The sequence below is a fragment of the Pseudoxanthomonas sp. CCNWLW251 genome, assembly GCF_037402255.1.
Lineage (GTDB): Bacteria > Pseudomonadota > Gammaproteobacteria > Xanthomonadales > Xanthomonadaceae > Pseudoxanthomonas_A.
The window spans coordinates 187,029-210,941 of the sequence record NZ_JBBEGA010000004.1; the positions used below are offsets into that span (position 1 = coordinate 187,029).

The following is a 23,913-nucleotide window of genomic DNA, read 5'->3' on the forward strand; positions in this document are numbered from 1 at the left end:
CCCGCGGTCCCGCCATGTCCACCCCGCCCGTCAAACCGCTCGCCACGCGCGAACGCCTTTCCGAAGTCCGCTACGAGATCCGGGGCGAACTGGCACGGCGAGCCCGGGAGCTGGAGGCACAGGGGCAGAAGCTGATCAAGCTCAACATCGGCAACCCGGGCGCGTTCGGTTTCCGTGCGCCGGAGCATCTGCAGCGCGCGATCGCCGACGACATGGGCCGTACCGATCCCTACACGCACCAGCAGGGCCTGCCCTCGGCGCGCGAGGCCATCGCCGCGGCATACGCCAAGCGCGGCACGCCGGATGCGCACCCGGACCGCGTGTTCGTCGGCAACGGCGTGTCGGAGCTGATCGATCTTTCGCTGCGCGCACTGTTGAATCCCGGCGATGAGGTGCTGGTGCCGTCGCCCGACTACCCGCTGTGGTCGGCCGCCACCATCCTCAACGATGGCCGCCCGGTGTACTACCGCTGCGATCCGGAGAACGACTTCCTGCCCGATCCGAACGAGATCGAGCAGCTGGTCAGCTCGCGCACGCGCGCCATCGTGCTGATCAACCCGAACAACCCGACCGGTGCGACCTATCCGCGCGAGCTGCTGGAGCGCATCGTCGCCATCGCCGCGAAGCACCGCCTGCTGCTGATGGTCGACGAGATCTACGACCAGGTGCTGTACGACGGCGCCACCTTCGTGCCGGTCGCGCCGCTCGCGGGCGACGTGCCGTGCATCACCTTCAGCGGCCTGAGCAAGGTGCACCGTGCCTGCGGCTGGCGCGTGGGCTGGGGCGTGGTATCCGGCCACGGCGACGTGGTGCGCGACTTCCTGCATGCGATGGACCTGCTCAGCGCGCTGCGCCTGTGCGCCAACGTGCCCGGCCAGTACGCCATCGATGCTGCCGTGAACGGCCCGGACACCATCAGTGCGCTGTGCGCCCCCGGCGGCCGCCTGTACGAAACCCGTCGCGCCGTGATCGAAGCCTGCGACGCCAGCGCGCATCTGGAGCTGGTGAACCCGGCCGGTGCGCTGTACGCGTTCCCGGCGGTGGTCGGCGATGCCGCCAAGGGCTTCGACGACCATGCGTTCGCACTCGAGCTGATGGAAATCGAAGGCGTGCTGGTCGTGCCGGGCTCCAGCTTCAACGTGCCCTACCGCCACCATTTCCGCGTCACCCTGCTGCCGGAAGCGGCCACGATGCGCGAAGTCTTCGCCCGCATCGACCGCGCCCTGTCGCGCCGTGCCGAGGCTGCCACCAAGGTGGTGCCGATCAAGGGCAAGTCGCGGCCGGCGGCGGCTTAGGTCCCCGCGCGGCTGTTGCTCGAATGTAGGAGCGACGTAAGTCGCGACCGCACGCCACGACGCGACCGTGATGCTTGATGGCGCGAGAACCGGCGACAACCGCAGTTTTTCGCTCCTGATGATCGATGCCTTCCTGACCACCCAGCTTTGCGGTCGCGACTCACGTCGCTCCTACAGGGGATCCGAAGAGCGCATCATTCACCCATGACAACGATCTCCGCCCCGCACACCACCGCCCTCACCACCGAGCTGCGCTATCTCGCGCTCGGCGACTCCTACACCATCGGCGAAGCGGTGGACGAAGCGGGCCGCTGGCCGATGCAGCTGGCGCGCCTGCTGCGGATGGAGGGTGTGCTGGTCGGCGACCCGCGCATCATCGCCACCACCGGCTGGACGACCGACGAACTGGACGCCGCGATCACCGCCGCCGAACCGCTGGGCGAGCATGACTTCGTCACCCTGCTGATCGGCGTCAACAACCAGTATCGCGGCCGCGATGTGGAGGAGTACCGCACGCAGTTCGCCGCGCTGCTGTGGCGCGCCATCGGCTTCGCCCGCAACCGGCCGGGTCGCGTACTCGTGCTGTCGATTCCCGACTGGGGCGTTACCCCGTTCGCCGCGCAGTCCGGCCGCGACGCCAGGCAGATCGCGCGGGAACTGGACGCCTACAACGCCGCCGCGCGTGAGGTCTGCGCGCAACGCGGCGTGGCCTTCGTCGACATCACCGCCGTGAGTCGCGCGCGTGGCACGGAACCGGCGATGCTCGCCGGCGATGGCCTGCACCCTTCCGCCGCGATGTACACCGAATGGACGCGACTGGCATTCCCCGTCGCGCATCACCTGCTGGCATAAGCCCCTCTCCCTTCGGGAGACGGGTTGGCGTGCAGGTCGGAGCATCCGGTAGCTTCCTGCATCGCCGACCCCCATCCGGCGCTGCGCGCCACCTTCTCCCGCAGGGAGAAGGATTCAAGCGGTGATGCCCAACGCATCATGTGCGGCCTCTGCTTCCGGCAGCACCGTGCGGTAGCCCTGCGCGTCCAGCCACGCCAACAACTGCGCCAGGATCGCCACGTTGTGTCCATGCGCCGCGCCTTCATGCAGCAGCACGATGGCGCCCGGCGCGATGTCGCGGGTGATGCGCGCCAGCACCTGCTCCGGCTTGCAATCGACGCCATCGAAGCCGCGCGCATTCCACGCCACGCGCGCCAGTCCGTGACGCTTCAGCGACAGGCCAACGAAGGGATTGGTCATGCCCACCACGCTGCGGAACCAGCGCGGCGTCTGCCCGGTGATGGCCGTGAGCAGCGACTGGCTGCGGCTGATCTCGTCCTCCAGCGCGCCCGGGCCCAGCCGCCAGAAGCGCGTGTCCGGATGGCTGGCGCTGTGGTTGCCGATGCCGTGCCCCCGGTCGCGGATCGCCTGCACCCGATGCGGCTGCGCCAGCGCGCGCTCGCCGACCAGGAAGAACGTGGCCTTCGCGCCATGCCGGTCCAGCAGGTCCAGCATGGCGGGGGTGTCCCCGGACGGGCCATCGTCGATGGTCAGCCACACCACGCGCTCGTCGGTGGGCAGGCGCGACAGGGCCGGGCAGAACAGGGTGGCGCGCGGGTACAGCGTGGCCCACACCACCAGCAGGTGCGTCGCCAGCATCGCCGGCACGCCGATGCGCCACCCGTAGGTCCACCACAGCCACGCCACACCCACTTGCGACAGCGCCAGCAGGCCCAATATCAGACCGGGACGGCGTGGCGGACGATGCAGTGTTCCCGGCGTGGTCATGCCCCATGATGCCACGGGGCGTAAAATCCGATTCCCCACGCCCTTCACGCATTCCGGTAACTGCCATGTCCCTTGATCCCGCCCTGCGCTCGCGCATCGAATCTCTCCTGCAATCCAACCGCGTGGTGCTCTTCATGAAGGGCCAGCCGACCATGCCGCAGTGCGGTTTCTCGGCCAAGGCGGTGGGCGCGCTGTCCGCGCTGGGCGTGGACTACGCCCACGTCAACGTGCTGGCCGACCAGGAGATCCGCGAAGGCATCAAGGCCTACGGCGACTGGCCGACCATCCCGCAGCTGTACATCGACGGCGAACTCGTCGGCGGCAGCGACATCATCGAACAGATGACCAACTCCGGCGAACTCGCCTCGCTGCTCGGCCTGGCCGCGCCGGACCGCACGCCGCCGACGATCACGATCACCCCGGCCGCCGCCGAGATGCTGCAGAACGCCGTGGCCGACGCCGGCCCGGGTGCCGCGCTGGCGCTGGCGATCAATGCGCAGTTCCAGCCCAACTTCCAGCTGGCGCAGTTCGACGCCAACGCGATCGCCGCCGAATCCAATGGCGTACGCGTGCAGTTCGACCTGGCCAGCGCGCGCCGCGCCGACGGCATCACCATCGACTGGGTGGACGACATCCGCGGCAAGGGCCTGGCCATCGACAACCCCAATGCGCCCAAGCCGGTGCAGGCGCTGTCGCCGATGGATGCCGATGCGAAGGTCCGCGCCAGCGAAGTGCTGCTCGTCGACGTGCGCCCGGCCGACGAACGCGCGATCGCCTCGGTGAAGCTGCCGTTCAAGACCTTCGACGGCAACGGCCGCGCCGAGCTCGAAGCGCTGCCGAAGGACACCGCGCTGGCCTTCCTGTGCCGCAGCGGCGGCCGCAGCCAGCAGGCGGCGGAAGAGTTCCGCGCGCTCGGCTTCTCCAACGTCTACAACATCACCGGCGGCATCAACGCCTGGGCGGATGACGTGGACGGCACGATCAGCAAGTACTGAGCCGCGTCTTCGCGACACCGAAAAGGCGGGCTTCGGCCCGCCTTTTTCGTGGCAAATGTAGGGGAGCGACCCTGTTGGGTGGGCCTCGGCCCACCACCACGGAAGGCCAAAACCTTGGCGGGGTCATGCTGTCACGCTGCGTCGCGACGGTGGGCCGAGGCCCACCCTACGTCACCCGGCGAACCCGCCCGCCGCCAGGTAGTCACGCTCTTCCTGCGTCGATGTGCGCCCCATCGCCTCGTTGCGGTGCGGGAAGCGGCCGAAGCGGGCGATCAGGTCGTAGTGCAGCTGGGCGTACTTCATGTACTCGTCGTTGCCGTGGGCGCGGAACAGGTCGAGCGAGCGCTGCTGGTCGTCGAGCGATTCGGAATGTTCGAACGGCATGTAGAAGAAGATCTTCAGCACGGGATCGACCTGGGTGTCGAAGCCGGCCTCGATGGCGCGTGAGGCGTAGTGCCGCGCCAGGCCGTCGGTGGCGTAGGAGTGCGCGCTCTCGCGGAAGCAGTTGCGCGGAAACTGGTCCAGCAGCAACACCAGCGCCAACGCGCCCTCGGCATCGCCCATCCAGCCTTCCAGTTCGCGCCGCGCCGCACGGAAATGCAGCCCGCGGAAGTGCTGGTCGAAGTCGGCATCGAAGGCGTCGTCGCGCGAGAACCACTTCTCGTAGCCAGCGCTCTTCCAGAAGGTGATGACGCCCTGCGACTGCATGTCGTGGGTCATTTCGTTTTGTTCCCGTGTTCCAGGGCCTGCAGTGTCGCAAAGAATTCAGCGTGCTGGCGGTAGTCGTAGGCACCTTCCTCGGTGGCCGCCGCGATACGCGCGCACGCCGCCTGGGTCACCCCACCGTCGGGAAACATCTCCAGCAGCGCCTTGCGCGCCGCACCGGTGAACTCCGCCTTGCGTGCATCGGCGAACGCCTTGCCCTCCGCCTCTCCCCCAGCCGCCGTGACGGCGTCCGTCAGCATGAGCACGCGCTGCAGCGAGGGCTCCAGATAGCGGTGATTGCGCTGCTGCCAGCCTTGCAATGCCGCACGCGCCTGCTGCCCGATTTCGCCCTCGTAGGTGCCGCACTGCTGGCCCAGTGCCTCCAGCAGCGTGAGGCTGGTGGTGATGGCGAATCCGGCGGCGGCGTTGCGGGCTTCGGTGTCCGCAGGGGATTCGGCCGCCGCGGGCGACGAGAGGGAAAGCGCCAACACAACCATCATTCCTGAACAACGATGTGGTCCTACTAGTGCCTGCATCGACTTGATCCCTGTCGGTGAAGCCATATGGTGTCAACGAAGATGTTCAGTGGAGATGATCATCTCGCGCGAGCAGCAAATAACACGGTGCACTAGTCCTCTTCAACTCTGTCGTTGATGCAACCGAGAGAGGCGTAGAACTCTTTCGTTGATCTAATCAGGCGGCTGGTGGCGCTGTTAGACCCGGATCTCTCGGGCGCATCGAAATGAAACCAAAAAGACTTGGCACGATAGTAAGGTTCGGGGCCGTGCCCGTTGAAGTAGAGGTTGTAGAGCTTGCTGTTCAGAAGCTCCAGCGCAGAGAGAAGACCATGAAGCCTTCGGTATGACGCACCCTTCGGCAGTAGCAGGTCTGTGGATCTCGGCGGAACCACAGAGTGAGCAACCCCCTTATCTACGTAGTTCCTGAAGAGACTTCGCTCTCTCTTCTTGAGGATCTCCACGTATGCTTTGAGACGCACCAAATCGACTGGAGTCGGCTGATATCCGTCAGTGTTGGCATGACCCCGGGCCTTCCGCCTCTCAGGTGAATAGATGCGAGAATCGCTAGCTGCCGCAACCATTCGGTCCAGATTATAGGACCCATTTGTCATGCACCGACGCAGCGCGATCACCGTTGCATCCATATATGCCGACTGCTGCGTGTTCCAATGAAATCCAGCGCTCGTCGCCGCGTCATAAAGCTTCTTGCTACCCGCCGCCACCTCGTTTGAGGTCATCTCAACAGTCAGGTAGCTGAGCGCCTTTTCGACATTTGACCTCATCGCCTCTAACTGCGCGCAGAATTCAATTTCAGCTTCGTCGACACTCAGGGCCTTGCTCTTTGGCATGGCGCCTCACTCATCAAACCGCAAATGCCGCACCGACTTCCCGTTCCGCCGGATCAGCTTCAGCGCCTCGATCCCCACGGTGATGTGGTTCTCGACGAATGACGAGCTGACCTTGGCGTCGCTGGCTTCGGTCTTCACGCCTTCGGGGATCATCGGCTGGTCGCTGACCAGCAGCAAGGCGCCAACAGGGATGCGGTTGGCGAAGCCGGCGGCGAAGACGGTGGCGGTCTCCATGTCGATGGCCATGCAGCGCATCGCGCGCAGGCGCTCCTTGAACGCGACGTCGTGTTCCCACACGCGGCGGTTGGTGGTGTAGACCGTGCCGGTCCAGTAGTCGTGGCCGAGGTCGCGGATCATCGTGGAGACCGCACGCTGCAGCGCGAATGCGGGGAGCGCGGGCACCTCCGGCAGCAGGTAATCGTTGCTGGTACCTTCGCCGCGGATCGCCGCGATGGGCAGTACCAGGTCGCCCAACTGGTTCTTGCGCTTCAGCCCGCCGCACTTGCCAAGGAACAGCACTGCCTTGGGCATGATGGCCGACAGCAGGTCCATCATCGTGGCGGCGTTGGGGCTGCCCATGCCGAAGTTGATCATGGTGATGCCATCGGCGGTGGCACTGGCCATCGGCCGGTCCAGGCCCACGATGGGCGCGCCGGTGAGCTGCGAGAACACGTTGAGGTAGCCGCCGAAATTGGTCAGCAGCACGTGCTCGCCGAACTGGTCCAGCGGCACGCCGGTGTAGCGCGGCAGCCAGTTGTCGACGATTTCGCTCTTGTCTTTCATGGGGTTCCTCTTCTTTTTGTTGTTTGCGACGATTCTGGCACGACTGCGACGCGCGCACTTGGCAGAGTGCGCCCGGGCCGGTTAGGTTTCGCTTCTCTTCCAGGGGATACACCATGCGAATGACCTTGTTGGCCGGGCTGGTCCTGGCTGCATCGGGGAGTGGCGCCCATGCCGCCACGCCCGCCTCCCGCTTCACCCAGGACCCGTACCCCAGCACCTACCGGGCGCTCGGTTCCGGACCCGTGCTGCTGGCCAACGCGACCGTGCTGACCGGCACCGGCGAGCGCCTGGACGGTGCGGACGTGCTGCTCGCCGACGGCAAGGTGGCGGCGGTCGGCCGCGGCCTGTCGGCACCGGAAGGCGCCACGCGCGTCGACGCGACGGGCAAGTGGGTCACGCCCGGCCTGATCGACGTGCATTCGCACCTGGGCGTGTATCCCAGCCCGGGCGTGAAGGCGCACAGCGACGGCAACGAAATGACGGCGCCCGTGACGGCGAACGTATGGGCCGAGCATTCGATCTGGGCGCAGGACCCGGGCTTCCACACCGCGCTCGCCGGCGGCGTGACGTCGATGCAGATCCTGCCCGGTTCGGCCAACCTGGTCGGCGGCCGCGGCGTGACGCTGAAGAACGTGCCGTCCACCAGCTACCAGGGCATGAAGTTCCCGGGTGCGCCGTGGGGCCTGAAGATGGCCTGCGGCGAGAACCCCAAGCGCGTGTACGGCGGCAAGGCCGGCCCGGCCACACGCATGGGCAACGTGGCCGGCTACCGCGCAGCCTTCATCGATGCCAGCGAATACCTGAAGAAGAACGCACCCAAGCCGCAGCAGCCGAAACGGAAGCGCTGGTGGGAGCGCGCCAGTGGCGGCGAAGGTACCGACAGCGGTGGCGATGCCGGCGGCAAGCGCGATCTGAAGCTGGACACGCTGGCGGGTGCGATCAACGGCGAGATCCTGGTGCACATCCACTGCTACCGCGCCGATGAGATGACCACGATGCTCGACCTGGCGAAGGAGTTCGGCTTCAAGGTGGCCGCGTTCCACCATGGCGTGGAGGCCTACAAGCTGGCCGACCGCCTGGCGCAGGAGAACGTCTGCGGCGCGCTGTGGGCCGACTGGTGGGGCTTCAAGATGGAGGCCTTCGATGGCATCCAGGAAAACATCGCGCTGGTGGACCGGCCCGCCAACAGCTGCGCCATCGTGCATTCGGATTCGGACGAAGGCATCCAGCGGCTCAACCAGGAAGCCGCCAAGGTGATGGCGAACGCGCGCCGCGCCGGCATGGGCGACATCGCGCCGGAGCGTGCGATCCGCTGGGTGACCAGCAACGCAGCGAAGTCGCTGGGCATCGCCGAGCGCACCGGCACGCTGGAGGCCGGCAAGATGGCCGACGTGGTGCTGTGGAACCAGAACCCCTTCAGCGTGTACGCCAAGGCCGAGCAGGTCTACATCGACGGCGCGCGCATCTACGACCGCAACGACCGCAGCAGGCAACCGGTGTCGGACTTCATGCTGGGCCAGGAGGTGATGCCGTGAGCCCTGCCCGTCGTAGTTCCCTGCCGTCATTCCAGCGCATGCGGGTATCCCTGTGGCTCTTGCCCTTCGGGTCGAAGGAGAGAGCAGCAACAAGAGCAAAAGCAAAATGGATCCCAGCATGCGCTGGGAGGACGGCGAGGGCGGCAGTGCTGGCGGCTGCACTGGCGTCCACATCCTTGGCAGCACTTGCCCAGGATGTGCTGATCCGCAACGCCACCGTGCACACCGCCGGGGCACAGGGCACCCTGAAGAATGCTGATGTACTGGTGCGCAACGGCGTGGTTCAGTCGGTCGGCAGCGGCATCGCGGCGCCCGCCGGTGCGACGGTGGTGGAAGCCAACGGCCATCCGCTGACGCCGGCGTTCTTCGGTGGCATCACCGAGATCGGCGTGGAGGAAGTGTCGGGCGAAGCGTCCACGGTCGATGCGGCCGTGACGTTGACCGATCAACCCATGCGGCCGGAGTTCGACGTGACGCTGGCGTACAACCCGGCATCGGTGGTGATCCCGGTGACGCGCGTGGAGGGCATCGGCTTTACCCTGCTGGCGGCGTCGACGGGCGGCTCCTTCATCGCCGGACAAGGGGGCGTGGTGCGGCTGGACGGCAGCGCCGACCCGGTCGGCCCGCGTGCGCTGTTCGTACGGTTGGGCGCTGGCGCGTCCGACCTGAGCGGCAAGTCGCGCGCGGCGCAATGGATGCTGCTGGACCAGATGGTGGCCGAGGCGCGCGGTCGCGTGCCGGTGGATTCGCCGCATGCGTTGTTGACGCCTGCCGGCCGCGCCACGCTGGCGCGCTATCTCGCCGGCAACGGCCGCATCGTCGTGCAGGTGAACCGTGCGGCGGACATCCGCCAGCTGCTGCGCTGGGCGCAGCGCGAGAACGTACGCATCGCCATCGCCGGGGGTGCGGAGGCGTGGAAGCTGGCGCCCCAGCTCGCGCAGGCGAAGGTGCCGGTTTTCGTGGATGCACTCGCGGACCTGCCGGCCGACTTCGACCAGATCGGCGCCACGCTGGAGAATGCGGCGCGGCTGGATGCGGCGGGCGTGGGCGTCAGTTTCTCCCAGGCCGGCGATGCCTCGCACAACGCGCGCAAGATCCGCCAGCTGGCGGGCAACGCGGTGGCCAACGGTTTGCCGTGGGAAGACGGCCTGGCCGGGCTGACCCGGGTGCCGGCGGAGGCATTCGGCGTGGGCGACCGGGTGGGCACGATCGCACCGGGCAAGCTGGCCGACCTGGTGCTGTGGAGCGGCGATCCGCTCGACGTGGCCAACACCGCCGAGCAGGTGTGGCTGGGTGGACGCGCGATCCCGATGCGCTCGCGCCAGACCGAGCTGCGCGACCGTTACCTGCAGCAGGCCGGTCCGTTGCCGCGGGCGTATTCGAAGTAAGCGACGCCGCGCGGCGTCAGTCCACGGGGGCGCCTTCGGGCGCCTTCGTGCTGTGCGACGGCACGGATAGCGCGTCTTCGCCCACCACGCGGTCGCCGCCCGCCCGCTTGGCCGCGTACATGGCATGGTCCGCCCGCGCGATCAGCGAGGTCACCGTATCGCCATCGCGCGCCTGTGCGGCACCGATGCTGGCGGTCACGCCCACGGCGACGCCTTCCACGCTCGCGCAGTCATGGCGGATGCGTTCGCTGACTTCTTCGCCGAACCGGATCGCGGCCGGCAGTTCCACGCCGGCCAGCACCAGGACGAACTCTTCGCCGCCCAGCCGTCCCAACTGGTCGCCGTACTGGAAGCGCTGGCTGACCACGCGCGTCACCGCGCGCAGGCAGGCATCGCCCAGGGCATGTCCGTGGCGGTCGTTGACCTGCTTGAAGTGATCCAGGTCGATGAACAGCAGCGAGACCGGGATGCGTTCGCGCTGCCGCTCGATCAGGGCCCAGTCGAGGCGGTGTTCGATGCCGCCCCGGTTGAGCACGCCCGTCAGCCCGTCGCGCTCGGCGTGCGCCTTGGCCCGGTCACGTTCTCGGCGGAAGGTCAGCATGCGGTCGGCCAGGCCCAGCGCCAGCACCACGGCGGTGAAGGCGAGCACCCAGGGCAGGCCGTATTCCAGCCACGGCTCGGCTCGCTCACCGGCACTGAAGCGCAGCGCACGCGTCATGGTGAACACCAGCAGCGGCACCCACGCGATCAGCACGTAGGCCGCATGCCGCTGGCCACGACGCCAGGCCACCACCAGCGTGACCAGCGCGATGGCATTGGTGAGCAGGAAGAGCGCGTTGGCGATGTCGGGGAACCAGGCCTTGTCGGCGGGCCACGGCAACAGCAACAGCAGCAGGGTCAGGCCACATCCGTAGGCGCCCACGACGCGCACCAGCCACGCCAGCCGCGGCGCGACCCGGCGCAGGCCAGCGTAGTCCAGCCACAGGTAGACCAGCAGGATGGTGGCGAGCGTGCCCGTGCCCCAGATCCCCTGCGCGCCAAAGCGCGCCAGCAGGGACAACCCCGGCCATGCGTAGGCTTCACCGTATGAGCACAGCGCGTACAGCAACTGGAACAGCATGGCGCCGGCGTACAGCAGGTAGACGCGTTCGCGCAGCACGGCCCAGAACAGCAGCACCGCCAGCGAAACGCCCAGCACCACGCCGATCGCCGGCAGCACCAGCCGCACGTGCCACAGGTCCGCGACAGCGTAGGACGGGCCGGACTCCACGGACACATGCAGCGGATAACGCGCGCCCTCCACCTTCACGTACACCGGGCCATCGCCCTGCAAGGGGAACACCAGGGCACGCCGGCTGTACTGCGGATCGAGGTCGGCGCTGAAGATGTCCCGCCGGCGCGGCGTGCCTTCCGCCTGGTCGAGCACGGTCACGCGGGCGGTATAGGGGTGATAGAACACCAGCAGCGGCTCCCGCACGCCCGGCGTGGGTTCCACGCGCCATTCCCCGTTGCCGATCACGCGCACGGTCACGCCCCCGTCGTCGAAGCGGCGTTCCGAGAACAATCCGGCGCGCTGTCCGGCCTGCTGCTCCAGCGCCAGTGGCTGGATGCGATCAATGCGCGCGATGTTCTCCCCTCGCACATCCATCGTTGGCAGCAGGGCCAGAAGCAGCAGTAGAGACCACCACCCCTGTTTCATGTTGCCCCATCGCGTTCGAGGCGAGTGTCGGGCCGGGCCCCTCCACCGGCAAGCCGGAATCTGGCAATTATGTGATGTGAGTCACATAAACTATGGGCACATACCTCAACCGGTGTCGGACGCAGCCCACGTTTTCCTCCCTGCCGCATGCGGATAAAAGGTGATACAACTCACACTTCACGCGTTTACGCAACGACTTGCCGGCGGATGTCCGCTAGTTTTGCGGAGATAAGAGCAAATGCGATGGATGCCGGGAGGGGCTGAGATGCGCATTGGAATAGTCGTCGATTCGGCGTGCGATCTGCCGCTGGAGTATCTGCAACAACACAACATCGTCATCCTGCCGATCACGGTACGCATCGGCGAAGCCGTGCTTGCCGATCATCGCGACGAGCAGGCCACGCTGAGCTTCCTGCATGCGCACGTGGCCGAGCGCGGGCACGAGGCCGAGACCACGCCGTTCACCGTCAACCAGATCCGGGACCTGTTCCTGGGCCAGCTGGTGATCGACTACGACCACGTCTTCTGCATGACGATCACCAAGACGCGCAGCCCGATCCACGAGAACGCGATGCAGGCCAGCTTCGCGATCCTCAACGACTACAAGCCGGTACGCCAGGCCGCGGGGCACAACTCGCCTTTCGCGTTGCGGGTGATCGATACGCAGAACCTGTTCGCCGCGCAGGGCATCACCGCGGTGGAAGCGGTGCGCATGCGCGATGCCGGCGCGAACGTGCAGCAGATCCGCGTGCGGCTGGAGGAACTGGCCAACAACACGCATGGCTACATGATCCCGCGCGACCTGTATTACCTGCGCAACCGCGCGCGCACCAAGGGCGACCGCAGCGTGGGCCTGCTCAGCGCGGCGCTGGGCAGCGCGCTGGACATCAAGCCGGTGCTGTACGGTCATGCCGGCAACACCGAGCCGGTGGCGAAGATCAAGGGTTTCGACAATGCAGTCGAACAGATGTTCAAGTTCACCGGCAACCGGGTGATGGCCGGCCTGATGACGCCGACCGTCTGCCTGAGCTACGGCGGCGAACTCTCGGAACTGCGTGCGCTGCCGGGCTACCAGCGCCTGCGCGACATCTGCGAGAACAACAAGGTCGAAGTGTTCGAGAGCGTGATGAGCCTCACCGGCATGGTCAACGTGGGCAAGGGGGCCGTGGTGGCCGCCTTCGCGGCGCCGCCGGCCCCGTTCAAAGCGGCATAACGGCGACCTAACGCGACGGGGATACGCTATGCCTCTGGTTTGAACCGGGGGTGCCATGGCGGTCCGTTACTACATCAGCCTGCCGGATCCCGGCCGCGCGCGCGGCGGCGATCCGGCCTTCAGTTTCGATGCACATGGTGCGGATGAATTCGCCGCGCAACTCCAGCATGCGCTGCGCACGAGCAGCCTGTTCGACCGCTGGCGCGCGCGCCAGGAAGAACCGGACGAAGTGGACCCCGGGTTGGGCGTGGTCGATGACGACGCCACGGTCCGTGGACAGCAGGACGATCTCAGCATCCTGCTGGTGGCGACCTCGTCCATCCCCGGTCAGGTCCTCAAGCACCGCCTGCGGCTGCTGGCGGGCCATGCGTGGGAACTGCGCGACGTCTCGGCCGCGTAGCGCGCGGCCTTTGCGCGGACCCACCACCTCATGACGGCGCGTCGCACGCCTGCGCTGCTGGCCTGGAGCGGTGGCAAGGATGCGGCGTGGACGCTGCACGTCCTGCACCAGCGCGATGATGTCGAGGTGGTTGGTCTGCTGACCACGGTGACCGAGGATTACGGCCGCGTATCGATGCAGGGCATCCGTCGCAGCGTGCTGCATGCACAGGCACAGGCCACTGGCCTGCCTTTGATCGAAGCGATGATTCCAGCACGCTGCACCAACGATGATTACGAACGGGCGATGACCGCCGCGTTGGCGCGGGCGACGCAACGCTGGCCCGGCCTGCGCACGATGGCGTTCGGTGATCTCTTCCTGGAGGACATCCGCGCGTACCGCGTGCAGAACCTGGCGAGGATCGGCTGGGACGTACTGACGCCGCTGTTCGGCAGCGATACGGCGACGCTTGCGTGCGAGATGATCGAGAGCGGCCTGCGCGCGCACCTGTGCTGCGTGGACACGCAGCAACTCGATGCTTCCTTCGCCGGGCATGCATTCGATGCCGGGCTGCTCGATGCACTGCCGGCGGGCGTGGACCCGTGCGGCGAGAACGGCGAGTTCCACACCTGCGTCTCGGCCGGCCCGATGTTCGACGCACCACTCGCCCTGGCGCAGGGCGACACCGAACTGCGCGACGGCCGCTTCGCGTTCACCGACTACGCACTCGCCGACGTGCCCACGTAGGGTGGGCCTTGGCCCACCATCGCGGTGAGCCGATGGTCACGGGACGGCGGGCTTGAGCCCGCCCTGCGCCTTCGATGCATCGCGTCTCCGCCGACACGATGTTCGATGTCACCGATTACGCACTGCCAACCCAGTCCGGTTACGGCCAGCTGGCCAACGGCACGAGTACCTGCGGTTCGCGCGGCCCCTGCAGCAACTCGGGCAACCGCGCCTCGTAGTCGCGACGGTAGGGTTTGTCCTGTCGCTCGAGGAAGGTGGCCACGTCGGGTTCGGCCCAGCGTTCATAGAGGGTGAACAACGTCGGGTCGTGGGCATCTCGATGCAGTGCACACGACAGGAACGTGTCCTCCTTCGACATCGCATCGACGATATCGTGCACCGCACGCAACCATTCGTCGACGCGCTCCGGCTTCACGCGCAGACGGACGTAGAACACCAGCGGTACGGACGGGGTTGCAGCGTGATCGAGGCTCATCGGTGCAGGGCCTTGGCGTGGTACGCGATGTGGTCGCCGATGAAACTGGCGATGAAGTAGTAGCTGTGGTCGTAGCCAGGCTGCAGGCGCAGCGTCAGCGGGTGGCCGGCAGCCTCGGCTGCGGCCTGCAGCAGTTCCGGCTTCAGCTGCGTGCGCAGGAACTCGTCCGCATCACCCTGGTCGACCAGCAGCGGCAGCCGTTCCTGCGCGGCCGCGACAAGTGCGACGGTGTCATGCGCCGTCCAAGCCGCACGGTCCTCACCAAGATAGGCGGTGAACGCCTTCTCGCCCCACGGCACCTGCGAGGGCGCGACGATCGGCGAGAACGCCGAGACGCTGCGGTAGCGGCCGGGATTCTTCAACGCGATCGTCAACGCGCCATGCCCGCCCATCGAATGCCCGCTGATCGCACGCCGGTCGCTCGCCGCCGGATCGGCTTCGACCCAGGCCGGGAGTTCGTCGACGATGTAGTCGTACATCCGGTAGTGCGAGGCCCACGGCGCCTGAGTCGCATTGACGTAGAAGCCCGCGCCCTTGCCCAGGTCGTAGCCCTCGGCGTCCGCCACGTCTTCGCCACGCGGACTGGTGTCCGGCGCGACGAGGATCAGGCCGTGTTCGGCCGCATAGCGCTGTGCACCGGCCTTGGTGATGAAGTTCTGCTCGGTGCAGGTCAGGCCGCTCAGCCAGTAGAGCACCGGGCACGGTCCCTGTTCGACCTGCGGCGGAAAGTAGACGCCCACCGTCATGTCGCAGCCGAGTACGGCAGAGCGATGGCGGTAGACGTCCTGCCAGCCGCCGAAGCAGGCGCGGTGTTCGATGCGTTCGAGTGTCATCACAAGATCCTGCTGTAGCCCCTCTCCCGCCGGGAGAGGGGTTGGGGTGAGGGTACGGCGAAGGCATTGAGGCCTGAGGCATGCGGACTTCGCCGCACCCTCATCCGCCCTGCGGGCACCTTCTCCCGGAGGGAGAAGGGAACACCATCAGAAATGCACCACGCTGCGGATCGACTTGCCTTCATGCATCAGGTCGAAGGCTTCGTTGATGTCATCCAGCGGCATCGTATGCGTGACGAACGGCGCGAGTTCGATGTCGCCCTTCATCGCATCCTCGACCATGCCCGGCAGTTGCGAACGGCCCTTCACGCCGCCGAACGCCGTGCCCATCCACTTGCGGCCGGTCACCAGCTGGAACGGACGCGTGCTGATCTCCTGCCCCGCACCGGCCACGCCGATGATCACGCTCTGGCCCCAGCCGCGATGCGCGCATTCCAGCGCGGCACGCATCACGTTGACGTTGCCGATGCATTCGAACGAATGGTCCACGCCCCAGCCCGTCATTTCGACGATCACCTGCTGGATCGGCTTGTCGAAGTCTTTGGGATTGACGCAGTCGGTGGCGCCGAACTGCTTGGCCATGTCGAACTTGGACGGATTGGTGTCGATGGCGATGATGCGACCGGCCTTCGCCTGCCGCGCACCCTGGATCACCGCCAGGCCGATGCCGCCCAGGCCGAACACCGCGACCGAATCGCCGGCCTGCACCTTGGCGGTGTTGTGCACGGCACCGATGCCGGTGGTCACGCCACAGCCGAGCAGGCAGACGTGCTCCGGATTCGCGTCGGGGTTGATCTTCGCCAGCGAGACTTCGGCCACGACGGTGTATTCGCTGAAGGTCGAGCAGCCCATGTAGTGGTACAGCGGCTGGCCTTCGTAGGAGAAGCGCGAGGTGCCATCCGGCATCACGCCCTTGCCCTGGGTGGCGCGCACCGAGGTACACAGGTTGGTCTTGCCGCTCTTGCAGAACAGGCACGCGCCGCATTCGGCGGTGTAGAGCGGAATGACATGGTCGCCCGGCTTCACGCTGGTGACACCCTCGCCCACCTCGACCACGATGCCGGCGCCTTCATGGCCCAGCACCACCGGGAACAGGCCTTCCGGATCATCGCCGGACAGCGTGAACGCGTCGGTGTGGCAGACACCTGTGTGGGTGATCTTCACCAGCACCTCGCCCTTCCGGGGCGGGGCGACATCGATCTCGACGATCTTCAGCGGTTCGCCTGCGGCGAAGGCGACAGCGGCACGGGATTTCATGGTGGCACTCCTGCTTACTTCAAATAGGAACGGACCAGCGCGACGGCGGCATCGATGCCGGCCTCGCGTTGTTTGGGGGTGGCGGCCGGTTGCGCGAATTCTTCGCGCAGGTGGCTTTCCAGGATCTCCGACATCAGCCCATTGACCGCCCCACGCACCGCAGCGAGTTGCTGCAACACGGGTGCGCAATCCGCACCTTCCTCCAGCGCGCGCTCAAGCGCATCCAACTGGCCGCGGATGCGACGGACGCGGGTCAGCGCCTTCTTCTTGTCGGCGGGGGAATGGGGCATGTCGGCCACGCACCTTGATAGTGGGGGGGAGTATACGTGACCCACCCCCGCACATGAAGCCCCGCTTGTCCGGATATCGCTACGTCGCTGCGCAGCAGGCAGGCCCGCAGCAGGCCTTCTCAGGGGCGGCGGCGGCATCGTCCTGCCGTGAGACGGCAAGCGAGGTCGCAACAGGCGTGGCCCGCTCGACCACCCCGGACGCCTCCGTCGCGGCGCGCGATGCCAGATCGCCCTTGCGTTCGCTGTAACGGCTGGTCAGGTAGTCGCTGCGGTCGCGCACCAGCAGGGTGAACTTCACCAGTTCCTCCATCACGTCGACCACGCGGTCGTAGTACGGCGAGGGCTTCATGCGGCCTTCGTCATCGAATTCCTGCCAGGCCTTCGGCACGGACGACTGGTTGGGGATGGTGACCATGCGCATCCAGCGGCCCAGCACGCGCAACGCATTGACCACATTGAACGATTGCGAACCGCCGCACACCTGCATGACCGCGAGCGTGCGGCCCTGCGTGGGACGCACGCTGCCCTCGGACAGCGGCAGCCAGTCGATCTGGTTCTTGAACACCGCGCTGAGCGTGCCATGGCGTTCCGGGCTGACCCAGACCTGGCCTTCGGACCACTGCGACCACGCACGCAGCCGCTGCACCTCGGCGTGGTCCGCGCCCACGCTGTCCAGGATCGGCAGGTCGTGCGGATGGAACACGCGCGTCTCCGCACCGAATTGCTGCAGAAGCCTCTCCGCCTCCAGGGCCAGCTTTCGACTGAAGGATGACGGGCGCAGCGAGCCGTACAGGATCAGGATGCGCGGCGGGTGCGGAGAACCGCCAATGGCGAGCTTGCCGGCGTCCGGCATGTCGAAGGCGTCGGGCGCGAGCTGCGGCAGCAATGGAACTGTCATGTCGGCTTGTTAGGCTGTGATTGTTCGATTATTCTAGAATTATGGAAATAACAAACGCAACCGTTGCCCTGGCTGCCCTCGGCCAGACCACCCGCCTGGCGGTCTTCCGCCTGCTGGTCGAAGCCGGCCCGTCCGGCCGCATGGCGGGCGAGATCGCCGAAGCCCTGGGGCTGCCGGGCGCCACGCTGTCCTTCCACCTGAAGGAACTGGTGGCCGCAGGACTGGTGCAGAGCGAGGCGCGCGGGCGGCACGTCTGCTATCGGGCCGATTTCGCGGCGATGAACGGGCTGATCGAATTCCTGACCCGGAACTGCTGCGGTGGCGACACGGCGCAATGCGCGCCTGCCGCGCCGTGCGGCCCTGAAGGTTGTGCATGACGGCAACCGGCACGCCGCCGCTGTCGCGCCGCATGGGCGGTTTCGAGCGCCACCTCACCTGGTGGGTGCTGGGCTGCATCGGCGTGGGCACCGCGCTGGGCTACCTGTTGCCGGGCGCATTCGCCACGCTGGGGTCGGCGGAAGTCGCCAGGGTGAACCTGCCGGTGGCCGTGCTGATCTGGCTGATGATCATCCCGATGCTGCTGAAGATCGACTGCCGCGCGATGGGCGACGTGAAGCGGCACTGGAAAGGCATCGGCGTCACCGTGTTCGTGAACTGGGCGATCAAGCCGTTCTCGATGGCGGTGCTGGCGTGGCTGTTCGTGCGGCATGTGTTCGCCGACCACCTGCCTGCCGCGCAGATCGATTCGTACGTGGCCGGACTGATCCTGCTGGCGGCCGCGCCGTGTACCGCCATGGTGTTCGTGTGGAGCCACCTGTGCGATGGCGAGCCGCGCTTCACGCTGAGCCAGGTCGCATTGAACGACGCGATCATGGTGGTGGCCTTCGCGCCCATCGTCGGCCTGCTGTTGGGCATCTCGTCCATCACCGTGCCATGGGCGACGCTGATGCTGTCGGTGGCGCTGTACATCGTGGTGCCGGTCATCGTCGCGGCGCTGCTGCGCCACTGGGTACTTGGCCGTGGTGGCGACGCGGCACTGCAGGTGCTGCTCGAGCGGCTGGGGCCGGTGTCGCTGGGCGCGCTGCTGCTCACGCTGGTGCTGCTGTTCGGTTTCCAGGGCCGCCAGATCGTGGACCAGCCGCTGATCATCGCGATGCTCGCGGTCCCCATCGTGATCCAGGTGTATTTCAACGCCGGCGTGTCGTACTGGCTCAACCGCCGGTTGGGCGTGGCGCATTGCGTGGCAGGCCCGTCGGCCCTGATCGGCGCCAGCAATTTCTTCGAGCTTGCCGTGGCTACGGCTGTGGGTGTGTTCGGCGTGCATTCCGGTGCGGCGCTGGCCACGGTGGTCGGTGTGCTGGTGGAAGTGCCGGTCATGTTGTCCGTGGTCCGCATCGTCAATGCGTCGAAGCCCTGGTACGAACGCCGCGCCTGATTTCTTACCTCGCCTCCATCCCTCTTCCTTCAGGACACGCCCATGGACCGCCCCTGCAACCTGTTGTTCCTGTGCACCGGCAATTCCGCCCGCAGCATCATGGCCGAGGCCATGGCCAATCACCTGGGCAAAGGCCGCTTCCATGCCTACAGCGCGGGGAGCCACCCGCGCGGGGAGGTGCATCCGGTCGCGCTGCAGATCCTGCAGGAGGCCGGCCTGCCGACGGCGTCATTGCGCAGCAAGCCGTGGGACGAATTCGCCACCGCCGATGCGCCACCGATGGACCTGATCATCACCGTCTGCGACAAGGCGGCTGGCGAAGCATGTCCTGTCTGGCCCGGCCATCCGGTCACCGCACATTGGGGCGTCGAAGATCCCGCCGCCGTCGCCGGCTCACCGGAGCAGGTACGCCACGCGTTCGCCCATGCGCTGCACCTGCTGCAGCACCGCATCACGCTGTTGCTTGCGCTCAAGCCCGAGGCGCTGGATCGCCTGGCGTTGGAGACGCGGGTGCGCGAGATCGGCACCTCGTCCTGAACGCAACATCCACCTGTTATTCCTCCTCCATCCAAGAACCATCCATGAGCATTCGCGTTGGCATCAACGGTTTCGGCCGCATGGGCCGCCTCACCTTGCGTGCGGCCTGGGACAATCCCGACCTGCAATTCGTGCAGATCAATGATCCGGCGGGCGACGCTTCAACGTTGGCGCACCTGCTGGAGTTCGACTCGATCCACGGACCGTGGCATCGCGGGATCAGTGCCGATGGCGATGCGCTGGTGATCGACGGCGCGCGCATCCCGGTGACGCACAACAAGGACATCGCGGCGACCGACTGGTCGGGCTGCGACGTGGTCATCGAATCCTCCGGCAGGTTCCGCAAACCCGATGTACTGCAGCCCTACCTCGACCAGGGCGTGAAGCGCGTGGTGGTGACCGCGCCGGTCAAGGCACCCGGCGTGCTGGATGTGGTGGTGGGCGTGAACCACCACCGCTTCGATCCCGCTCTGCACCGCATCGTGTCGGCGGCCTCGTGCACGACCAACTGCTTCGCACCGGTGGTGAAGGTGATCCACGAAGGCATCGGCATCCGCCACGGCAGCCTGACCACGATCCACAGCCTGACCAACACGCAGGTGATCGTGGACGCGCCGCACAAGGACCTGCGCCGTGCGCGTGCGTGCGGCAGCAGCCTGATCCCGACCTCGACGGGCTCGGCGACCGCCATCGCCGAAATCTTCCCCGAATTGAAGGGCCGCCTGAACGGCCATGCCGTGCGCGTGCCGCTGACCAATGCCTCGCTGACCGACTGCGTATTCGAAGTGGAGCGCGCGACGACGGTCGAGGAAGTGAATGCGCTGCTGCAAACCGCTGCCGAAGGCGAGCTGGCGGGCATCCTGGGGTACGAGACGCGCCCGCTGGTGTCGATCGATTACCAGACGGATCCACGTTCCAGCATCATCGATGCGATGTCGACGATGGTGATCAACGGCACGCAGGTGAAGCTGTATGCCTGGTACGACAACGAATGGGGCTACGTGAATCGCACGGCGGAACTCGTGCAACTGGTCGGCAAGGCGGGCTGACACCGATGCTCGCGCGCGTGTCGGCCGACGTCCGCCAGTACCTGCTGATCACCGGCAACTACTGGGCTTTCACTCTGACCGATGGCGCGCTGCGCATGCTGGTGGTGCTGCACTTCCATCAGCTGGGCTACAGCCCGCTGCAGATCGCGATGTTGTTCCTGTTCTACGAGATCTTCGGTGTCATCACCAACCTGGTCGGTGGATGGCTGGGTGCCAGGATCGGGCTCAACCGGACGATGAACATCGGGCTGGCGATGCAGGTCATTGCGCTGTCGATGCTGCTGGTGCCGGCTGTCTGGCTGGCGGTGCCGTGGGTCATGGCGGCGCAGGCACTGTCCGGCATCGCCAAGGACCTCAACAAGATGAGCGCCAAGAGCAGCATCAAGCTGCTGGTGCCGGGCGACCGGCAAGGCACGCTGTATCGCTGGGTGGCGGCACTCACAGGCTCGAAGAATGCATTGAAGGGAATCGGTTTCTTCCTGGGTGGCGCGCTGCTTGCCACCGTGGGCTTCGCGCCAGCGGTGGCGATCATGGCCGGCGCACTGCTGCTGGTGTGGCTGCTGAGCCTGCTGCTGCTCAAGCGCGACCTGGGTAAGACCAAGGCCAAGCCGAAATTCCGCGACATCTTCTCGAAGAGTCGCGCCATCAACCTGTTGTCGGCCGCGCGGATGTTCCTGTTCGGTGCGCGCGACGTCTGGTTCGTGGTCGCGTTGCCGGTGTTCCTGGCTTCCACGCTGGGCTGGGATTTCTGGCAGGTGGGCGGATTCCTCGCTGCATGGATCATCGGCTATGGACTGGTGCAGTCGTTCGCACCGCACATTACCGGGCGCGGCACGGGTCGCTTGCCGGATGGGCGCTCGGCCAGCGCATGGGCCGTGCTGCTCGCCATGGTGCCGGCAACGATGGCAGTGCTGCTGGTCTACGGCGTGCCGGCGGCGTGGGTGCTGATCGTCGGGCTGACGGTCTTCGGCGTACTGTTCGCGCTGAATTCGGCGCTGCACAGCTACCTGATCGTGAGCTACGCCAGCGAAGATGGTGTGTCACTGGATGTCGGCTTCTACTACATGGCCAACGCCATGGGACGCCTGCTGGGCACGGTGCTGTCGGGCTGGGTCTTCCAGCGCTGGGGCCTGGCCGCGTGCCTGGCAATCTCCGCCGTGCTGATCGCGCTGGCAGCGGCGGTGTCGGTGGCACTTCCCCGATCGGCGGTGCAAGCAAGGGGCTGAGCAGCGAGACGCTTCCCGCCGCCGCATCGGATTCAAGGCATCATCGCGCTTGCACGCAACACGATACCCCGGGAAACACCATGACCTCGATACGCCCTTCCCGCGTCGACGACATCGCCGCCATCACCACACTGCTGGAAACGCACGCCTTGCCGACGGCCGACCTTGCCGCCTCGCAGGTGGCCTTCTGGGTGGAGGAAGAGGGTGGCCGTATCGCGGCCGTGATCGGCCTGGAGCAACATGGCGTCACCGGCTTGCTGCGCTCGCTGGCGGTGTCGCCCCTGCACCAGGGCAAAGGCCATGGCCAGCGGCTCGTGCAGTCCCTGGAAGCCGAGGCGCGCACGCGCGGCATCACCGGGATCGTGTTGCTGACGCAGACAGCGGACGCCTTTTTCGCGCGCCTGGGCTACGCCGTGGTCGCGCGCGACGCCGTGCCCGACGCCGTGCACGACAGCGCGGAATTCCGGTCGCTGTGTCCCGCCAGCGCCATCTGCATGCTCAAGCCGCTGTAGTCATCGCGGAGCGGCCTGGTGTCCGGGTGCAGGATGGGTTAGTACGCGAACTCGCGGAACACGCGATCGATGTCGCCGTTCCACTCGCCATGGAACAACGCCAGTTTGCGTTCGGCGGGCGTTTCGTCGGCCTCGACGATCTCCACCAGCGCATCGAGGAAGCCTGCCTCGTCCACGCCCTTGCTGTTGAGGCGTGCGCGACGCTTCAAACCGCCGATGGCGATCTTCACTGCTTCGCTGGCCAGGCCGCGCACGGTGCCGCCGCGGAACGGCAGCTTCAATGCATGCTTCGGCACGCCGTCGCGCAGTACATGACGCTCTTCCAGGGTGAAGTCCTTCACCAGGTCCCACGCCGCATCGAGTGCGGCATCGTCGTACAGCAGGCCCACCCAGAACGCCGGTAGCGCGCAGATGCGGTTCCAGGGACCGCTGTCGGCGCCGCGCATTTCCAGGAACTTCTTCATCCGCACTTCCGGGAACGCGGTGGTCATGTGGTCGGACCAGTCGCGCAGCGTGGGCAGCGCGCCCGGCAGTACCGGCAGCTTGCCCTGCAGGAAGTCGCGGAAGCTCTGCCCGCTGGCGTCGTGATAGATGCCATCGCGGTAGCTGAAGTACATCGGCACATCGAGCAGGTAGTCGACGTAGCGCTCGTAGCCGAAGCCCTCCTCGAACACGAAGTCGAGCATACCGGTGCGGTCGCCGTCGGTATCGGTCCAGATGTGCGAGCGGTAACTCTGGTAGCCGTTCGGCTTGCCTTCGGTGAACGGCGAATCCGCGAACAGCGCCGTCGCCACCGGCTGCAGCGCCAGCGACACGCGGAACTTCTTGATCATGTCCGCTTCGGTGGCGTAATCCAGGTTGACCTGCACGGTGCAGGTGCGCGTCATCATGTCCAGGCCCAGCTGGCCGACCTTGGGCATGTACGACTTCATGATCTGGTAGCGGCCCTTGGGCATCCACGGCATCTCGTCGCGGCGCCACTTGGGCTGGAACCCCATGCCGAGGAAGCCGAGCTGGAGTTCATCGGCGACCTGCTTCACCTCCTTGAGGTGCGTGCCCACTTCCACGCAGGTCTGGTGGATGGTTTCGACTGCCGCGCCGGACAGTTCCAGCTGGCCGGCCGGCTCGAGCGTGACCGACGCGCCGTCCTTCGTCAGGGCGATGACGCGACCCTTCTCTTCGATCGCTTCCCAGCCGAAACGCGTCAGACCCTTCAGCAGGGCCTCGATGCCGCGCTCGCCGTCGAAGGTCGGCGGACGCAGGTCGTCCAGGCGGAAGCCGAACTTTTCGTGCTCGGTGCCGATGCGCCAATCCGGCGCGGGCTTCTCACCCGAGGCGATGTATTCGACCAACTGCGCGCGATCGGTGATCAGCGTGTCGGCAACGTGGCTGGGGCTGGACAAGGGCAGGCTCGCGCGAAGGGAGAGGCCACGACGTGGAGACGAAGCCCCGCGGTCGCAAGGCCGGCACTATAACGTGACCGGGTGCACGCCAGCATGGCCATCCAGGCGCCGCAG

Annotated in this window: 26 protein-coding genes; 14 read left to right on the forward strand and 12 right to left on the reverse strand. The window is 66.6% G+C overall.

The genetic code is table 11. The features are described 5' to 3' along the window. Positions 1–14: 14 nt before the first annotated feature. Both WBN46_RS15715 and WBN46_RS15720 read left to right on the forward strand, forming a co-directional pair. Positions 15–1,295 (forward strand): pyridoxal phosphate-dependent aminotransferase, encoded by a 1,281-nt coding sequence (locus tag WBN46_RS15715; protein WP_337732380.1) that lies wholly within the window; start codon positions 15–17, stop codon positions 1,293–1,295. A gap of 204 nt (positions 1,296–1,499) precedes the next feature. Next, positions 1,500–2,147 carry an SGNH/GDSL hydrolase family protein gene (locus WBN46_RS15720; protein ID WP_337732381.1) on the forward strand — a complete coding sequence of 216 codons (648 nt, stop codon included), beginning with the start codon at positions 1,500–1,502 and terminating at the stop codon, positions 2,145–2,147. Positions 2,148–2,261: 114 nt separating this feature from the next. On the opposite strand, the gene WBN46_RS15725 is transcribed toward WBN46_RS15720, so the two are convergent. After that, a complete protein-coding gene (locus tag WBN46_RS15725; RefSeq protein ID WP_337732382.1) occupies positions 2,262–3,074 on the reverse strand; it encodes a polysaccharide deacetylase family protein in 813 nt (270 codons plus the stop codon). A gap of 65 nt (positions 3,075–3,139) precedes the next feature. On the opposite strand from WBN46_RS15725, the gene grxD reads away from it, so the two are divergent. Then, positions 3,140–4,069, forward strand: coding sequence for a Grx4 family monothiol glutaredoxin (gene grxD / locus WBN46_RS15730; protein WP_337732383.1), 930 nt, complete (start codon positions 3,140–3,142; stop codon positions 4,067–4,069). A 171-nt stretch (positions 4,070–4,240) separates the two neighbouring features. On the opposite strand, the gene WBN46_RS15735 is transcribed toward grxD, so the two are convergent. From WBN46_RS15735 to WBN46_RS15750, 4 genes are all read right to left on the reverse strand, one after another. Beyond that, on the reverse strand, positions 4,241–4,789 hold the full coding sequence (locus tag WBN46_RS15735) for a DUF924 family protein (protein ID WP_337732384.1): 549 nt from the start codon (positions 4,787–4,789) through the stop codon (positions 4,241–4,243). Continuing rightward, positions 4,786–5,262 carry a hypothetical protein gene (locus tag WBN46_RS15740; RefSeq protein ID WP_337732386.1) on the reverse strand — a complete coding sequence of 159 codons (477 nt, stop codon included), beginning with the start codon at positions 5,260–5,262 and terminating at the stop codon, positions 4,786–4,788. Before WBN46_RS15740 ends, WBN46_RS15735 begins: the two co-directional genes overlap by 4 nt. Positions 5,263–5,402: 140 nt before the next feature. Next, positions 5,403–6,140 carry a hypothetical protein gene (locus WBN46_RS15745; protein WP_337732387.1) on the reverse strand — a complete coding sequence of 246 codons (738 nt, stop codon included), beginning with the start codon at positions 6,138–6,140 and terminating at the stop codon, positions 5,403–5,405. Between the two features lie 6 nt (positions 6,141–6,146). Beyond that, positions 6,147–6,923, reverse strand: coding sequence for an AMP nucleosidase (locus WBN46_RS15750; protein WP_055937943.1), 777 nt, complete (start codon positions 6,921–6,923; stop codon positions 6,147–6,149). Positions 6,924–7,036: 113 nt separating this feature from the next. Between WBN46_RS15750 and WBN46_RS15755 the strand changes: the two genes are divergently transcribed. After that, the gene (locus tag WBN46_RS15755) at positions 7,037–8,458 is read left to right on the forward strand and encodes an amidohydrolase (RefSeq protein WP_192199809.1); all 1,422 of its coding nucleotides are present in this window, start codon (positions 7,037–7,039) and stop codon (positions 8,456–8,458) included. A 110-nt stretch (positions 8,459–8,568) separates the two neighbouring features. Next, positions 8,569–9,846: an amidohydrolase family protein gene (locus WBN46_RS15760; protein ID WP_337732535.1), complete on the forward strand. Its 1,278-nt coding sequence runs from the start codon at positions 8,569–8,571 to the stop codon at positions 9,844–9,846. Positions 9,847–9,862: 16 nt separating this feature from the next. On the opposite strand, the gene WBN46_RS15765 is transcribed toward WBN46_RS15760, so the two are convergent. Next, on the reverse strand, positions 9,863–11,545 hold the full coding sequence (locus WBN46_RS15765) for a diguanylate cyclase (RefSeq protein ID WP_337732388.1): 1,683 nt from the start codon (positions 11,543–11,545) through the stop codon (positions 9,863–9,865). Positions 11,546–11,810: 265 nt separating this feature from the next. Here WBN46_RS15765 and WBN46_RS15770 point away from each other — a divergent pair, with 265 nt between their 5' ends. The 3 genes from WBN46_RS15770 to WBN46_RS15780 are packed head-to-tail and all read left to right on the forward strand — an operon-like array spanning position 11,811 to position 13,884. Continuing rightward, on the forward strand, positions 11,811–12,758 hold the full coding sequence (locus WBN46_RS15770; RefSeq protein ID WP_337732389.1) for a DegV family protein: 948 nt from the start codon (positions 11,811–11,813) through the stop codon (positions 12,756–12,758). 55 nt (positions 12,759–12,813) lie between these two features. Next, positions 12,814–13,158, forward strand: a complete 345-nt coding sequence (locus WBN46_RS15775) for a hypothetical protein (RefSeq protein WP_337732390.1) — start codon at positions 12,814–12,816, stop codon at positions 13,156–13,158. 30 nt (positions 13,159–13,188) lie between these two features. Beyond that, positions 13,189–13,884, forward strand: coding sequence for an ATP-binding protein (locus tag WBN46_RS15780; protein WP_337732391.1), 696 nt, complete (start codon positions 13,189–13,191; stop codon positions 13,882–13,884). A 139-nt stretch (positions 13,885–14,023) separates the two neighbouring features. On the opposite strand, the gene WBN46_RS15785 is transcribed toward WBN46_RS15780, so the two are convergent. From WBN46_RS15785 to arsH, 5 genes are all read right to left on the reverse strand, one after another. Further along, positions 14,024–14,359, reverse strand: coding sequence for a putative quinol monooxygenase (locus WBN46_RS15785; protein WP_298126543.1), 336 nt, complete (start codon positions 14,357–14,359; stop codon positions 14,024–14,026). After that, positions 14,356–15,192, reverse strand: a complete 837-nt coding sequence (fghA, locus tag WBN46_RS15790) for an S-formylglutathione hydrolase (RefSeq protein WP_337732392.1) — start codon at positions 15,190–15,192, stop codon at positions 14,356–14,358. The genes WBN46_RS15785 and fghA overlap by 4 nt, the downstream gene beginning before the upstream one ends. A gap of 147 nt (positions 15,193–15,339) precedes the next feature. Next, positions 15,340–16,449: an S-(hydroxymethyl)glutathione dehydrogenase/class III alcohol dehydrogenase gene (locus WBN46_RS15795; RefSeq protein ID WP_337732393.1), complete on the reverse strand. Its 1,110-nt coding sequence runs from the start codon at positions 16,447–16,449 to the stop codon at positions 15,340–15,342. Between the two features lie 14 nt (positions 16,450–16,463). Then, entirely contained in the window at positions 16,464–16,739 is a 276-nt protein-coding gene (gene frmR / locus WBN46_RS15800; protein WP_337732394.1) for a formaldehyde-responsive transcriptional repressor FrmR, read from the reverse strand. 79 nt (positions 16,740–16,818) lie between these two features. After that, positions 16,819–17,637, reverse strand: coding sequence for an arsenical resistance protein ArsH (gene arsH, locus WBN46_RS15805; protein WP_337732395.1), 819 nt, complete (start codon positions 17,635–17,637; stop codon positions 16,819–16,821). 41 nt (positions 17,638–17,678) lie between these two features. Between arsH and WBN46_RS15810 the strand changes: the two genes are divergently transcribed. From WBN46_RS15810 to arsN2, 6 genes are all read left to right on the forward strand, one after another. Beyond that, a complete protein-coding gene (locus WBN46_RS15810) occupies positions 17,679–18,014 on the forward strand; it encodes a winged helix-turn-helix domain-containing protein (RefSeq protein WP_185894848.1) in 336 nt (111 codons plus the stop codon). Positions 18,015–18,046: 32 nt separating this feature from the next. Continuing rightward, positions 18,047–19,072, forward strand: a complete 1,026-nt coding sequence (arsB, locus tag WBN46_RS15815; protein ID WP_337732536.1) for an ACR3 family arsenite efflux transporter — start codon at positions 18,047–18,049, stop codon at positions 19,070–19,072. 42 nt (positions 19,073–19,114) lie between these two features. After that, positions 19,115–19,609, forward strand: coding sequence for an arsenate reductase ArsC (locus WBN46_RS15820; RefSeq protein WP_337732396.1), 495 nt, complete (start codon positions 19,115–19,117; stop codon positions 19,607–19,609). 44 nt (positions 19,610–19,653) lie between these two features. Continuing rightward, complete coding sequence (locus WBN46_RS15825) at positions 19,654–20,658, forward strand: ArsJ-associated glyceraldehyde-3-phosphate dehydrogenase (protein WP_337732397.1); 1,005 nt, start codon at positions 19,654–19,656, stop codon at positions 20,656–20,658. Between the two features lie 17 nt (positions 20,659–20,675). Continuing rightward, a complete protein-coding gene (arsJ, locus tag WBN46_RS15830) occupies positions 20,676–21,884 on the forward strand; it encodes an organoarsenical effux MFS transporter ArsJ (RefSeq protein ID WP_337732398.1) in 1,209 nt (402 codons plus the stop codon). Positions 21,885–21,964: 80 nt separating this feature from the next. After that, positions 21,965–22,396 (forward strand): arsenic resistance N-acetyltransferase ArsN2, encoded by a 432-nt coding sequence (gene arsN2 / locus WBN46_RS15835; RefSeq protein ID WP_337732399.1) that lies wholly within the window; start codon positions 21,965–21,967, stop codon positions 22,394–22,396. Between the two features lie 38 nt (positions 22,397–22,434). Here the strand turns inward: arsN2 and WBN46_RS15840 are convergent, their stop codons facing one another. After that, on the reverse strand, positions 22,435–23,799 hold the full coding sequence (locus tag WBN46_RS15840; RefSeq protein WP_337732400.1) for a glutamate--cysteine ligase: 1,365 nt from the start codon (positions 23,797–23,799) through the stop codon (positions 22,435–22,437). Between the last annotated feature and the right edge of the window lie 114 nt (positions 23,800–23,913).

Coding starts and splice junctions, on each gene's coding strand:
- WBN46_RS15715 (WP_337732380.1), top strand. CDS start 15: ATGTCCACCCCGCCCGTCAAACCGCTCGCCACGCGCGAACGCCTTTCC.
- WBN46_RS15720 (WP_337732381.1), top strand. CDS start 1,500: ATGACAACGATCTCCGCCCCGCACACCACCGCCCTCACCACCGAGCTG.
- WBN46_RS15725 (WP_337732382.1), bottom strand. CDS start 3,074: ATGACCACGCCGGGAACACTGCATCGTCCGCCACGCCGTCCCGGTCTG.
- grxD (WP_337732383.1), top strand. CDS start 3,140: ATGTCCCTTGATCCCGCCCTGCGCTCGCGCATCGAATCTCTCCTGCAA.
- WBN46_RS15735 (WP_337732384.1), bottom strand. CDS start 4,789: ATGACCCACGACATGCAGTCGCAGGGCGTCATCACCTTCTGGAAGAGC.
- WBN46_RS15745 (WP_337732387.1), bottom strand. CDS start 6,140: ATGCCAAAGAGCAAGGCCCTGAGTGTCGACGAAGCTGAAATTGAATTC.
- WBN46_RS15750 (WP_055937943.1), bottom strand. CDS start 6,923: ATGAAAGACAAGAGCGAAATCGTCGACAACTGGCTGCCGCGCTACACC.
- WBN46_RS15755 (WP_192199809.1), top strand. CDS start 7,037: ATGCGAATGACCTTGTTGGCCGGGCTGGTCCTGGCTGCATCGGGGAGT.
- WBN46_RS15765 (WP_337732388.1), bottom strand. CDS start 11,545: ATGAAACAGGGGTGGTGGTCTCTACTGCTGCTTCTGGCCCTGCTGCCA.
- WBN46_RS15770 (WP_337732389.1), top strand. CDS start 11,811: ATGCGCATTGGAATAGTCGTCGATTCGGCGTGCGATCTGCCGCTGGAG.
- WBN46_RS15775 (WP_337732390.1), top strand. CDS start 12,814: ATGGCGGTCCGTTACTACATCAGCCTGCCGGATCCCGGCCGCGCGCGC.
- WBN46_RS15780 (WP_337732391.1), top strand. CDS start 13,189: ATGACGGCGCGTCGCACGCCTGCGCTGCTGGCCTGGAGCGGTGGCAAG.
- WBN46_RS15785 (WP_298126543.1), bottom strand. CDS start 14,359: ATGAGCCTCGATCACGCTGCAACCCCGTCCGTACCGCTGGTGTTCTAC.
- fghA (WP_337732392.1), bottom strand. CDS start 15,192: ATGACACTCGAACGCATCGAACACCGCGCCTGCTTCGGCGGCTGGCAG.
- WBN46_RS15795 (WP_337732393.1), bottom strand. CDS start 16,449: ATGAAATCCCGTGCCGCTGTCGCCTTCGCCGCAGGCGAACCGCTGAAG.
- frmR (WP_337732394.1), bottom strand. CDS start 16,739: ATGCCCCATTCCCCCGCCGACAAGAAGAAGGCGCTGACCCGCGTCCGT.
- arsH (WP_337732395.1), bottom strand. CDS start 17,637: ATGACAGTTCCATTGCTGCCGCAGCTCGCGCCCGACGCCTTCGACATG.
- WBN46_RS15810 (WP_185894848.1), top strand. CDS start 17,679: ATGGAAATAACAAACGCAACCGTTGCCCTGGCTGCCCTCGGCCAGACC.
- arsB (WP_337732536.1), top strand. CDS start 18,047: ATGGGCGGTTTCGAGCGCCACCTCACCTGGTGGGTGCTGGGCTGCATC.
- WBN46_RS15820 (WP_337732396.1), top strand. CDS start 19,115: ATGGACCGCCCCTGCAACCTGTTGTTCCTGTGCACCGGCAATTCCGCC.
- WBN46_RS15825 (WP_337732397.1), top strand. CDS start 19,654: ATGAGCATTCGCGTTGGCATCAACGGTTTCGGCCGCATGGGCCGCCTC.
- arsN2 (WP_337732399.1), top strand. CDS start 21,965: ATGACCTCGATACGCCCTTCCCGCGTCGACGACATCGCCGCCATCACC.